The sequence below is a fragment of the Flavobacterium sp. LMO6 genome (genome assembly GCF_009495795.1).
Taxonomy (GTDB): domain Bacteria; phylum Bacteroidota; class Bacteroidia; order Flavobacteriales; family Flavobacteriaceae; genus Flavobacterium.
On record NZ_WIBH01000009.1, the window covers coordinates 128860 to 142644 of the forward strand.

8 protein-coding genes and 1 pseudogene are annotated in these 13785 nt (G+C 28.3%); 6 read left to right on the forward strand and 3 right to left on the reverse strand.

Annotated features, from left to right (window positions below; genetic code table 11):
• Positions 1 to 57: 57 nt before the first annotated feature.
• Complete coding sequence (locus tag GFJ99_RS10535; RefSeq protein WP_153208670.1) at positions 58 to 2505, reverse strand: TonB-dependent receptor domain-containing protein; 2448 nt, start codon at positions 2503 to 2505, stop codon at positions 58 to 60.
• A 74-nt stretch (positions 2506 to 2579) separates the two neighbouring features.
• Complete coding sequence (arsC, locus tag GFJ99_RS10540; protein WP_153208671.1) at positions 2580 to 2921, reverse strand: arsenate reductase (glutaredoxin); 342 nt, start codon at positions 2919 to 2921, stop codon at positions 2580 to 2582.
• A 65-nt stretch (positions 2922 to 2986) separates the two neighbouring features.
• Here arsC and GFJ99_RS10545 point away from each other — a divergent pair, with 65 nt between their 5' ends.
• Together GFJ99_RS10545 and GFJ99_RS10550 are read left to right on the forward strand one after the other, a co-directional pair.
• The gene (locus tag GFJ99_RS10545) at positions 2987 to 3889 is read left to right on the forward strand and encodes a CPBP family intramembrane glutamic endopeptidase (protein ID WP_153208672.1); all 903 of its coding nucleotides are present in this window, start codon (positions 2987 to 2989) and stop codon (positions 3887 to 3889) included.
• Between the two features lie 7 nt (positions 3890 to 3896).
• Positions 3897 to 4955, forward strand: a complete 1059-nt coding sequence (locus GFJ99_RS10550) for an AMP-binding protein (RefSeq protein WP_153208673.1) — start codon at positions 3897 to 3899, stop codon at positions 4953 to 4955.
• 15 nt (positions 4956 to 4970) lie between these two features.
• Here the strand turns inward: GFJ99_RS10550 and GFJ99_RS10555 are convergent, their stop codons facing one another.
• Positions 4971 to 6590 (reverse strand): M1 family metallopeptidase, encoded by a 1620-nt coding sequence (locus tag GFJ99_RS10555; protein WP_153208674.1) that lies wholly within the window; start codon positions 6588 to 6590, stop codon positions 4971 to 4973.
• Between the two features lie 289 nt (positions 6591 to 6879).
• On the opposite strand from GFJ99_RS10555, the gene GFJ99_RS10560 reads away from it, so the two are divergent.
• The 4 genes and pseudogenes from GFJ99_RS10560 to GFJ99_RS10575 form a co-directional block, all read left to right on the forward strand.
• Positions 6880 to 10410 carry a PAS domain S-box protein gene (locus GFJ99_RS10560; protein ID WP_162523951.1) on the forward strand — a complete coding sequence of 1177 codons (3531 nt, stop codon included), beginning with the start codon at positions 6880 to 6882 and terminating at the stop codon, positions 10408 to 10410.
• An 11-nt stretch (positions 10411 to 10421) separates the two neighbouring features.
• Positions 10422 to 10787 carry a response regulator transcription factor gene (locus GFJ99_RS10565; protein WP_153208676.1) on the forward strand — a complete coding sequence of 122 codons (366 nt, stop codon included), beginning with the start codon at positions 10422 to 10424 and terminating at the stop codon, positions 10785 to 10787.
• A gap of 174 nt (positions 10788 to 10961) precedes the next feature.
• Complete coding sequence (locus tag GFJ99_RS10570; RefSeq protein WP_153208677.1) at positions 10962 to 12242, forward strand: hypothetical protein; 1281 nt, start codon at positions 10962 to 10964, stop codon at positions 12240 to 12242.
• A gap of 149 nt (positions 12243 to 12391) precedes the next feature.
• Positions 12392 to 13785: pseudogene (locus tag GFJ99_RS10575) on the forward strand (hypothetical protein); the annotation flags it as partial.

Here is a 13785-nt window from a genome sequence, read left to right on the forward strand (position 1 = left end):
AAATAAAAAGTCCCGATATAATCGGGACTTTTTTTATTTTATGATTGTCGTTTTGTATTATGGTCTTCCCATAAAGTCTCCTTCGCCACCACCATTATCATCTCTACGGGTTTCTCTTTCGTTTTTCTTTTTATTAAAACGGTATGTGAATGTTAACATAATTTGTCTTTGTCTCCATTGCATTTCGCTATACGAACTTACTACATTTGGAATTTCTCTTTCCATAATTCTTTTTCTAGAGTTAAAAACATCACTCACATTTAAAGAAATACTTGCTTTATCCTTTAGAATATCTTTACTAAAAGCTAAGTTCATTGACGCTACACCAAGTGAACGACCTTGGGCATTGGTTTGAGGCGCGCTGTAAGTTCCGTTTGTCTGAAAATCTATTTTGTATGGCAATGTAATTTTAGAATTAATTCTTGTAAACCAAGTTAAAGCAACATTGTCAAAGTTTTGCTCAATAGTATCACCTAAATAATTTACGTAGCTATAATTTCCTTGTGTTTCGTTTCTAAACAAATTAAAATTACCATTTAATCTCCACCATTTATAAGGCGTATAATTTAAATTAAATTCAAATCCAGCTCTGTATTCTTTTGCTAAGTTAATAGGTGTACTTAAAATTACTGGAACACCTTCAACAAAAAGACCAGACTCTCTTGTTATAAATTGAAACGAATTATTTGTTACATTAATGTAAGCAGAAGTATTAAAAGTAAGCTTTTTCCATCTTTTTAAATAGCCTAAATCTATTGCATCTGTTAATGAAGGATCTAAATCTGGATTACCTTGAAAAATATTAATGTTACTTGATAATGATGATACTGGATTTAAAAATCGACCTCTTGGACGGTTAATTCTTTTGCTATAACTTAAACTAACCGAACTAGTTTCAGAAAACTCGTAGTTAACAGTTGCTGAAGGAAAGAAGTTATTGTATTTTTTAGTGTTGTAATTATTTAATGATAAAGAGTTTACTTCTATATGACTGTCTTCAAAACGAACGCCTAAGAAATAAGAAAATTTATTAATTTTAGATCCATATTGGGTGTAAAAAGCATTTACATTTTCAACGTATTCTAAATTATTTGAAAGATCAGATATAGGTGTTACAACAAAATCAGTTAAATTGTTTTGGAAGCTTCCTCTGTAGCCCGCTTCAAATCTTCCATTCTCACCAATTGGCAACACATAATCAGTTTGTATTAAATTTCTTTGCTGCTGATTAATGTTAGAAGTTCCTTCTAAAGTTAGAGAAGACGGATCCGATAAAATTTGATCTGTAATTGTTGCAAATTGATTTTCTCTGTTTTGAGAAACTGCAATATCAACAGTTAATTTATGATCCTCTTTTTTAAATTTTTTAACAAAATTTGATGCATATTCAATACTAAACTCATCATTTTTTTGATCGTTAAAACGATTTCTAATAAAAGTAGAATTATAACCAGAATCAAAATTGTAGAAATTTACATTATCAGGATTTCTACCATTATTTTCTCTGAAAGTTAATGCATTCGTCCAAGTTAATGATTTAGATAAATTTAAGTCTATACCAAAATTAGCATTGTAGCCTTCGCTAATTCTGTTATTTGTTCTTCTTTCTTCAATGAAACGACTTGTAGAACCATCAGCATTAAAATATTCAGAATTAACCATTGTATTTCCTGGATTATCTCTGTAATTGTATCCAAATGTAGAAAACAAGTTATAAGTGTCGCTTTTTTTGTTTAAGTTTATACTTGTTCCATAGGTTTCAGGATCACCTGCATTCACCATTACAGAACCATTTAAACCGTTTGTTTTCCCTTTTCTCAAAACAATATTAATAATACCACCGCCACCTTCAGCATCATAACGAGCTGATGGATTTGTAATAACTTCTACTTTTTCTACAGCATCAGCTGGTAATAGTTTTAAAGCGTCAGCAATATTAATTCCGGCCAAGCCAGAAGGTCTTCCGTCTATTAAAATTTTTACATTTTCGTTTCCTCGTAAAGCAACAGTTCCTTCAGCATCAACGGTTACAGAAGGTACATTATCTAGCACATCGCTTACTGTTCCACCTTTTACCATCATGTCTTTACCTACATTGTAAACTCTTTTATCAAGTTTAATTTCAACTGTAGATTTTTCTGCAATTACTTCAATTTCATTCAATTGAGCAACATCCGCTTCCATTTGAATAGTACCTAAATTTACATCTGCACTAAAGTTCTTTTGAGGAATTAATACATTTTTAAATGAAATAAATTCAGCTCTTACATTGTAATTTCCAGCAACTACTTCAAATTTGAAATTTCCATTTTCATCTGTTATTCCGCCAGAAAGTTGTTTGTTTGTAATATTTTCAAATACAATTGTAGCATATTCTAAAGGAAGATTTGTTCCTTTTTCAATTACTTTTCCTGTAACTGTAATTTTTTTAGCTTCTGGTCTTTGAGCAACCGAAGTTAAAGTAAAGAATAAACTAATCGCAATTAGTATAATTTTGTTTTTCATAACTTGTTTTACAAATAAGACTGCAAAAGTAACTTTTGGTTTAGCCTTACTTTGCTAAATCTTTGTTAAAACTACTACAGAATTTCCTTTATCTTATCTAACGGACGTGCAATGATAGCTTTGTTTCCGTTTACAATAATGGGACGCTCAATTAATTTTGGATTTTTAAGCATAATTTCAATGATTTCATCATCATTTAATGCCTTGCCTTTATAGTTTTCAATCCAAATACTTTCTTTGGTTCTAACTAATTCGATAGGTTGTATATTTAATTTTTTAATTACATCTTCAAATTCAGATTTTGTAAAAGGAATTTCTAGATATTTTCTAACTGTAAAAGGTTGATTTAGTGTTTCAATTTCGCACAAACCTTCTCTTGATTTTGTACATCTTGGATTATGGTAAATAGTTATCATATTTTCTTTTTTACAAAGAAATAAAAAATACTACTTTAGTAGCAAACTAAAGAAGTGTAAAAATCATGTATATAGAACAATTAAAAAAAAGTAAAAATAACGTTTGGAGTTATCTTCCTTTGCCTTTAGGGTTCATTTTATTAATGTTTTCAAATTTTTTATTATCAGATGGAGTAGATACAAATGAAATTATTAATCAGTATATAAGACTTTTAGGCGTAAACTTAACCTTTGTTTTGTTAGTAGCACCATTAGCAATCGGATTGTTACTCGTTCTTTTTTGGACAAAAATTATTCAAGGCATTTCTTTAACTAGTTTAACTACATCGAGATCAAAAATTGATTGGAAAAGAGTATTTTTTTCTTTTTTTCTTTGGGGAAGCATTACCACTATAATGATTTTAGCACTTTATTACAGCCAACCCGAAAATTTTGAATGGAATTTTCAGCCTGAAAAGTTTTTTATTTTTTTAATTCTTGCCATTATTTTAATACCAATGCAAACTAGTTTTGAAGAATATCTTTTTAGAGCGCATATGATGCAAGGAATTGGATTAGCAACAAATAGTAGATTAATTCCATTGCTTGTTACTTCTATTTTGTTTGGGTTAATGCATATTGCAAATCCTGAAGTTGGTAAAATAGGTTACATAATTATGGTATATTATATAGGTACTGGTTTTTTCTTAGGAATTATGACTTTAATGGATGAGGGTTTGGAACTTGCTTTAGGATTTCATGCCGCTAATAATTTAGTAGGAGCTTTGTTACTTACGGCAGATTGGACCGCATTTCAAACCAATTCTATTTTAAAAGATGTATCTGAGCCATCAACAGGTTTTGATGTTTTATTACCTATATTTATAATATTCCCTACTTTACTGTTTATTTTTTCTAAAGTTTACAAATGGAATAATTGGAAAGAAAAATTAACCGGTAAATTGGTTGAAATTAATATAGAAGATTAAATTACAAATGATACCACACTATAAAAATATTCACAATCGATTTAAAATCAATGGGGTTCATTTAGATAAAGAAGCACTTTTTCAATTTGCTTACAGTTCTATTAAAGAAGGAGAAGATTTTGAAAATGAGTTAGGTGAATTTTTATTGGACTGGCTGGACGATAAAGAAACCATAGAGTTAACTACTTCTGGAACAACTGGAACGCCAAAAATTATTACCATAAATAAACAAGCAATGGTACATTCTGCTGTTGCAACTGGCAATTTTTTTAATTTACAACCACAAAACAAAGCATTATTATGTTTGTCTCCTCGATATATTGCAGGAAAAATGATGATTGTAAGAGCTTTAATAATTGGTTTAGAATTAGATTATATAATTCCAAGTTCAAATTTAGATGATTTACAAAAAGATAAAATTTATGATTTTGTAGCTATCGTTCCATTGCAAGCTGAAAATAGTTTAAATAAGTTTGATCAATTTAAAAAAATAATTATTGGAGGAGCAAAAGTTTCTGATGCTTTGGCGTTAAAATTAAATAACGTAAATGCTGAAATCTACGAAACGTATGGAATGACCGAAACGATAACTCATATTGCTGCTAAAAAGATAGGTGAGGAGTATTTTAACATATTGTCTCATGTTGCAATTGATTCAGATGAAAGGAACTGTTTAGTTATTAGTGCGCCAACTATTTCAGAAAGTAAAATTATAACTAACGATATTGTAGAAATTGATAATGATAAGAAATTTAAATGGCTTGGTCGTTTTGATAATGTAATAAATAGTGGTGGAATTAAATTATTTCCCGAGCAAATTGAAGCTAAACTAGCATCAAAAATTTCAAATCGATTTTTTATTACAGGCCTGCCGGATTCTTTATTAGGTACAAAAATAGTTTTAGTTGTAGAAGGCGAGCAACAAAAGTTTGATGATTTTATTTTTAAAGAATTAGATAAGTTTGAAAAGCCAAAAGAAATAGTTTTTATTTCAGAATTTGTAGAAACAAATACTAAAAAAGTAAACCGTATTCAAACACTAAAAAAAATAAGAATCGATTTATAGTATAAAAAAAGAAGGCTAATGGCCTTCTTTAATTTTAACATAAAACTGATTGTCGAATATTTGAAAACTCTTTTTATTGAGTTTTTTTAGTTTAATTTTTTGAACTTTTAGGGTTGGATTTAATCTAATTTTTGTTCCTTCAAATGCTATATCTATTGGCATATTAAAGTCTTCATTGGCATTATCCCATGAATAATATAAAAAATCACCTTTAACATTATATACAAAAGTAGGAACTTGATTGGTGTATAAATATTGTCTAAACACTGGCGTTAAATTCATACCTGAAGCTTTATTAAAATAATCAATTACGGTATCTGAAGTAATAATTTGTTTTTTAAAAGTTTCAGAATAATTATAAAGTAATTGCCACCATTTTTCATCATCTCCAATTATATGTCTTAGCGTGTTTAATAATAAAGAACCTTTAAAATACATATCTCCAGATCCTTCATTGTTTACACCATATTGCCCAATAATTGGTTTGTCGTTTTTAACATTTTTAGCCTGACCATTAACATATTTCATTGCAATGTCATATCCTTTTATACACTCAACAAAAACGGTTTCTGAATAGGTTGTAAAACCTTCATGAATCCACATATCAGCAATATCAGAACTTGTAATACTATTTCCAAACCATTCATGACCCGTTTCGTGTATGGTTATATAGTCGAAAAACATCCCAACACCAGTTCCCGATAAATCAAAACCCATGTAACCTTTCTTGTACTTGTTTCCATAAGCAACAGCACTTTGATGTTCCATTCCTAAATAAGGAGTTTCTACTAATTTGTAACCATCTTCCCAAAAAGGATAACGACCAAATTTAGATTGAAAGCATTCCATCATAGGTTTTACTTCCATAAAATGTTCACGAGCTTTGGCTTCGTTTTCTCTTAACACGTAATAATCCAAATCTAAATCAGGCATTTTATCCTGAATATGAACGTAATCGGCAATGTTTACTGTTATGGTGTAATTGTTAATTGGGTTTTTTACTTCCCAATCCCAACGTGTATAACCATTTTTCAAATCTTGAGATCCTAAAAAACGTCCGTTTGAAACATTCATTAAACCATTTGGAACAGCAACTTTAATAGATGCACCATTATCGGGTTCGTCACTTTGTGAATCTTTTACCGGATACCATAAACTAGCACCTGTGCCTTGAACTGCAACTGCGATAAAATCTTTTCCAGCATTATCTTTTGAGAAAACAAAACCTCCGTCCCAAGGTGCATTTCTGGCAATTATTGGATTTCCTGAATAATAAAATTTAAGTTTATGATTTGATTTAGAAACTAATTTTTCTGTAAAATCGATAAAAACAGCATCGTTATCTCGGGTATATTTTAACTTATTTGCATTCCATACAATTGAATCTACTTTCATGTTTTCAAATAAATCCATTTGAATTTTTTGTGTAGGTGTAAGTACTTCAAATGTAACTTCATTAAATCCTTTTATGTTTTTTTGATCAGGATTAATTGTAATATTTAAATCATATCGTTTTACATCATAGCATGTTCGTTCTATGCGTAAACCGCCTTGTAGAGAATCTCGGCGAGTAAATTGAGCAGTAATTTGTTGAATTCCTAGTACTATTAGGATAACTAAAAATCTATTTTTCATTGGGATTGTTTTCAAAGTCTAAATATAAGATTTGTAATTAAAAAAACTTACATAATAATAAATTTAATTTATTTTATTTACTTATTTTTGATATAAATTACTAAAATTGATAGTAATGAAAAATTGATAGTTTCGTTTGTTTTTGCTCTACGTCTTTTAAGCTATTTGTAAATTGTATTAAATTTATAGTCTGTTTTTTAATTTCAAAAAATATATGCCTTATATTGCAATAGTTCAATTTTACTCATTTATTGTAAATAACAATTAAATAATTTAAATGATTATGACTATGTCAAGCATTCATTACAAAGAATCTAATTTATATACAAACGATTTAGTTAGTTTGGAAGATTCTTTTGATACCTTGTTGACTTATTTAAAAGAAGAATGTAACATAGCATTTGTTTTGTTTTCAACTGAAATAGCAAATTCAGCTTTCACAATTAAAAACGGAGATTTAGATGTAAACTCGATTTCTAATAAAATTGGCGAATATTCCGAAAAAGTTAAACAACTTAAGGAACCTTATAACATCTCAGAACAATTATCAAATGAAGTTACTTTTCTAGCTTTATATCCGATAAAAACAGAAGAAAATATAGTAATTGGAACTTTGAGTTTATTACACTTTGAAAGTAAGATATTTACTAGTTCTGAGCTAAAATTAATCGAATTTACTGTAAATCAAATTCAATCTTTACTTAAAGTATTTTTAAAAAATATAAAATTAACGAAAGAATTAAATAACCGATTTAATAAGTTTGATTCATTTGCGATTAATTCTAAAGAGATTTTTTATGAACTTAATCAATTAGGAGAAATTCTATATATTTCAGAAAGTTGGGAGTCGGGAACTGGCTATACTATTTCTGAGGTTATAGGTAAAAATACAGCTGAATATATTCATACAGACGATATTCAAAAAGTTGGCGAATTTTTAAGTAAATTAGAACTCAATCAAAAATCTAATGAATCAATAACTTATAGAATACAGCATAAAAAGGGTCACTACATATGGCATTCATCTGATGTAAAATTAGTGGAACGTGATGGAACATTATTTTACATTGGAAATTGTAGAGATGTTACGGATTTTATAGAAGCACAAGAAGAAATTTCAAATCAAAAAGAATTTTACGGAAAAATATTAGACCGCCTTCCAATTGATCTAGGTGTTTGGAATGAAAATCATCGTTATATGTTTTTAAATCGAGAAGCAATAAAGAATGATGAATTAAGAAATTTTATTATTGGAAAAGACGATTTTGAGTATGCAAAACATACCGGTAGAGATGATACTTTTGCAAAAAGTAGACGTGAAAAATTCTTAAAAGCATTAAAAACAAAAGAAATTGTTGAATGGGAAGATCAAATAGTTGATTTAAACGGGAAAATACGTTATTTTATTAGAAAATTCATACCAATTCTCCAAAATGACGGGCAATTTGATATGATGACGGGTTACGGAATTGATATTACTGAAAGTAAAAGAATTAATGAAGAAATTCTTAAAAGCCGTCAATTAATTACAAACGTTATTCAAAATGCTGCCGTTGGAATTATTGTTCAAGGACCACAATCTGAATTTTTAGAATACAATAAATCGGCTTGTGAAATGTTAGGATTAACAGAAGATCAAATGTTAGGAAAATCTTCTTTTGATCCGCATTGGAAAGTTGTCCATTTAGATGGAACTGAATTTAAAGCAGATGAACATCCTGTACCACAAGCAATACGTAAATTAATTCCCATAAATAATATACTAATGGGAGTTCATCGACCAATTACCAATGATTTGGTTTGGTTGCTTGTAGATGCTATTCCTGTATTTGGAGATGATGGAGAATTAGTATATGTAATTTGTACCTTTAATGACATTACGGCTAGAAAAAAAGCCGAAGATGCTCTAATTGAAAGTAACGAACGTTTCAAATATGCTAGTGAGGCTACATCTGACGCTTTATGGGATTGGGATATAATTACAAATGAAATTTTTGTAGGTGAAAGTTATTCTCTTCTTTTTGGGTATCAATTTAAAAATAATATAATACCTGGAGAGTTTTGTGAAAATTTAGTTCATCCAGATGATAAATTCGAATACGAAAGTTCTATCGATAATGCTTTTATAGAAAAGCAACAAAAATGGTCGTATGAATATCGTTATCTAAAAGCAGATGGTACTTATGCCGTAGTGAGTGATAAGGCAATTATAAAATATGATGCTTTAGGTAATCCTATAAGGATGATTGGGGCAATGCAAGATATTACTCAAGAAAAATTACTTAAACATGAATTGCAACAAAGTGAAGAACGTTTTAAAGGAGCTTTTAATAATTCATCTTTTGGTTCCGCTCTTGTTAATTTGAACGGAAATTGGATAGTTGTAAACAACAGAATGACTGAGATTTTAGGTTATTCCAAAGAAGAATTTAAAAAACTTACATTTCAGGAGTTTACTTTTTATGAAGATCTTGAAATTGATTTAGCTTATAAAAAACAATTGGATGATGGAATAATTTCGTCTTTTCAATTTGAAAAACGATTCATTCATAAAAATCAATCTTTAGTATGGGTTCATTTATCTGTTTCTACTGTAAAAGATAGCAAAGGGAAAGTTCAACACTATGTTGCCCAAGTAGTTGATATTTCTGAACGTAAAAGAATGGAAGATGAAAATCGAAAATTAATTGAAGAAAACAATCGCAACAAAGCTCAGCAACTTATTGAAGCTAAAAACTGGTATCGATTATTAGCCGATAATACAATAGATATAGTTTGTTTACATAATTTAGACGCAACTTTTAAATATGTTTCCCCTTCTATAAAAACATTATTAGGATATTCACCAGAAGATCTAATTGATAGAAATCCTCAAGAACTTGTTCATCCAGAAGATTTAGAAAAATTTAAAAATAAACTTGAAAATATAATTAAAAATAATAAACGTTTTTCTGAGCAAGTTAGATTAAAAAATAGTAATGGAGAGTATTTTTGGTTTGAAACAAATGCAACATTAGTTTTTGAAAATAATGTTCCGGTTAGTTTTCAATCCAGTACGCGTGATATCACACAGCGAAAAAAAGCAGAACAAATTATCGAAGATACTTTAATTCAAGAACGCCAATTAAATGAATTGAGAACAAATTTAGTTTCTACCATTTCGCATGAATTTAGAACTCCAATGACCACCATTAGAACAAGTGCTGAACTTATATCAATGTATTTGGAAAATAATGAATTTGCAAATGCACTACAAGTAGAAAAAAGAATTGATACCATAACAAAAGAAATTGATAGAATTGTAGAACTTATGGATGCCGTTTTAACAATTTCAAAAGATGATGCAGACAAAACGAGTTATAATCCTGTTGTTTGTAATTTAAAAGAAATTTGTTTAGAAGTAATAGAAACCAGTTTTTCACATCAAAAAGACGATAGGGAAGTAGAAGTACAGTTTGATGATTCCTTAGTTGAAATCTTTGCAGACATAAATCTTATTAAATACACACTATTTAATGTATTAAGCAATGCATTTAAATACTCTGTAGGATTTGGAAATGTAAAATTGAATCTTTTTACAAATCAAAATAAAGTTTTTATTGAAATAATTGATAATGGAATAGGTATTCCAGAAGAAGATCAGCCTAAATTATTTAATACTTTCTTCAGAGCAAGTAATTCTAACGGAATTCAAGGAACAGGATTAGGACTATACATTATAAAAATGTTTACTAAAAAGAACTCAGGAAATGTAGCATTAGAAAGCCAATTAGGAAAAGGAACAAAAGTAACATTACAATTTCCACTTAACGACAAATAATAATTACAATTATGAAAAAAATATTAATTATTGATGATGAAGTTAATCTAAGAGAAACCATCGCAGAAATGTTAATTTATGTAGGTTACGATGTGTTTTTAGCGCAAGATGGAGCAGAAGGATTGCAAAAAACAAAAGAGATTATCCCAGATATTATAATTTGCGATGTTATGATGCCTAACACAGATGGATATGGATTTATGGAACAACATATAATTTCTGAATATGCTCATATTCCGGTTCTTTTACTGTCAGCAAAAGTTGAACAAAAAGATGAAGAATACGGATTGAGTTTAGGGGTAAAAGCCTACATTAGAAAGCCTTTTACATTTAAAGAATTAGTAGGAAAAATTGAATTGTATTTAAGTACATCTTAATTTAAAATTCGGGTTCCTTAATTATTCTTATTTCTTTATTTAGAACAGGATGAATAAACAGTAAGCTTTCGGCATGTAAATACAATCTGTCGGCTTTTTAATTTAATTAATGGGAAAATATTTTTTTAGAATAAATATTAATTAAATTTACAGAAGTTTAAACTATTATTTTTTATGCAATATAAAACGTTTTATTTAATAGTATTATTTGGCACCTCTTTATTAAGTGGATTCTATTTGTTTTATTTATGGATGATAAGAAAAAAAACAAAAAATTCATTTTTAAAGGATTCAAATATAGCATTAATATTAATTTCGATTAGTTTTTTTCATAGAACATTTATTGTTGGAAATAAATTATTTGACATTCAGGATTTTAGTCTTGATTATGTTGTTGTAGATAGAATGATTTCCTCGGTAAGTAACTTAATTTTTTTACTAAGTATATCTTATTTTCCATTATTAAATGAAGAAAATAGATTGACTAGATTGATAAAACAGCGCGAAAAATGGTTTGCAATAGTTTTTATTGTATTTATTTCGATAATTTCAATTTTTACATTTTTAGACAAGTTTTATGATAATTTTGGAACATTGTCAAGGATAATAATAGTTATTTTAGATGCTTTAGTTTCAATTTTTTGTATTTTATTATTAGGTTATATTATGAAGCTTTCATTATCTGGATTTAAGTTAAGTTCAGTTGTTTTGAAATTTATAATGTTTAGTTTTATTTTGTTTTCAACAACTCAAATCATTTTGCCCTTATCAAAGGTTTTGCCAGAATTATTATACCACCTCTATCCAATATTTTTAGCTTTATTTCTAGTTTTTTATTTTGGGTTTGTTATTTCATTCTTTTTATATTTTTTATCGCTAGAGTATTTAATTTCAGCCATTCAAGTCCAAGAAGATAATGTAAATTTTCAAAATGAAAAATCGGAAATTCATGTCATATCCGTTAAGAAGATTGAAATTGGATTTCAAAATAAATTAAATTCATATTTAAAAGTTCAATTGGAGTTATCTAATTTAGAAATTGAAACGGTTACTATAAATAATAACAAAATTTTACATCCTTTTTTATATTGGATGCTTTTTTCAATCTCAAAAAGAAATAATATTTCACTCTTTAATAATGATATTTCTGTTGCTAAATTCAGAATGATAGAATATTTTAATAGATATTCAACATATAAGATTACACAAGAATTATTGTTTTCTAATGATAATGGAGAATATTCATTGTTAATTAATTCAGATAACATTATTATTAATGATAAAGATATTATTGGTTCCAAAAAATCGTTTTCAGAGATTGTTATAAAATATGCAGAATGTTATATTTCTAAATATGATGCTATAAGTAATAATAATTCCAAATTAAAATCTGAGAAAATTAAATTTTTTAAAGAAAACACTATGCTTTTGATTGAAAATTTATTAAAATTTTAAATTCTTTGTATTTGATTTTATTTTGTTAAGTAATTGATAATTAAAATTTTAATAATTACAAAAAATTACATTTAATTATATCTAATCATTTTTTTTAATTTTTCTTAACCATAAAGATACATTTGATAGTCATCAAAAATCTATCTATTATGGTTAAGAAAATTATTTTTGCTTTTCTACTTTTCCCCTTATTCCTTTTTTCTCAAACATTTACAAACAGTGTAGTTGAACCTGCAGGATCATGGAATGCGTCATTAACAAAAACAATTACAGTTTCTGGATTACCAATTCTTCAAAACGGTGTTTTTGAGCTAAATCAAGTTAATTTGCATTTAGGTGATGATGCAAATACTAGAAATTATAGTAGTTACAGAATTGTTTTACAGAAAGGTGCTTTAGTTATAGAATTAGTAGCTACTAATGGACTTCCAAATTCCATAATTCGACAAATAGATACAAAATTTAGATACAATAATGTTTTAAAACGATTATTTGAACATGGAGGTACAACTCAGCCTTTTCATATAGGCTATTATCGTTCTCAAGATGATTTTTCTGCTTTTAATGGAATTGATCCAAATGGAGATTGGACAATTACTATAACCGAATCTTCAGTTTCATCGGGTGGAAAGTTTAACAAAATTGATTTAGTTTTTGGTGTTCCGTTAAGCATAAATTCACAAATTTCTACTACTACATACGATTCTTGTTCCTCACCTTTATGTGTAAGTTCTAACGAAATTACAATTGCTACTAATGATGGTTTTACTCCTCAAGTATCAGATATGTTTAATGGAAATACCACAGGTTGTAGTTGGAATGCAGCTCAAAATAATTCTTCATGGTTTCGATTTACGGCTACTCAAAGTAGTGCTAAAATAACAATTTCCGGAATTTCAGGAAATATACAAATTCTTGGTATTTCTCCTGGTTCAGATAATAACATTTGTACTCCGGCTGATAATGTAGTTATTACAGGTGGTTGTCCAGACGATGTTTTAAATGATTCTTATTTTTCGCCTCAATACCTTAATGGCTCAACCAGAAATAATCAACTGAATTTATCGGGATTAGTTACTGGACAAGAATATTATTTTATAGTTGATGGAACCGGTGGTGCAATTTCACCATTTTATATAGAAATAGAAGGAGCTAATCAGTCTTGTAATTGTTTTGTAGATACCCCAGTTGTAAATACAACTCCTGCAAGTTGTTCATCAAATAGCATAAGTACTATTTTTAATTATGATGCATTATTGAATTATACTTTTAGTCCTCTGGGACCAACAATTGGAGTTGGTGGTGTTATATCAAATATGAACACAGGTGTAAATTATACTTTAATAGCTTCAAATGGAAGTTGTTCTTCTACTTCTTCAGCTTCATTTAGTTATTTTGATCAGTTGCTAGTTCAACCAGAACCCACTATTAATTCGGTAGCGGCTAGTTGTTCATCAGCAGGAAGTTCAACCATATCAAATTATGATCCATCAAATACCTATGTATTCACACCAGCAGGTCCAATAGTAGGCGCAGCAGGAGT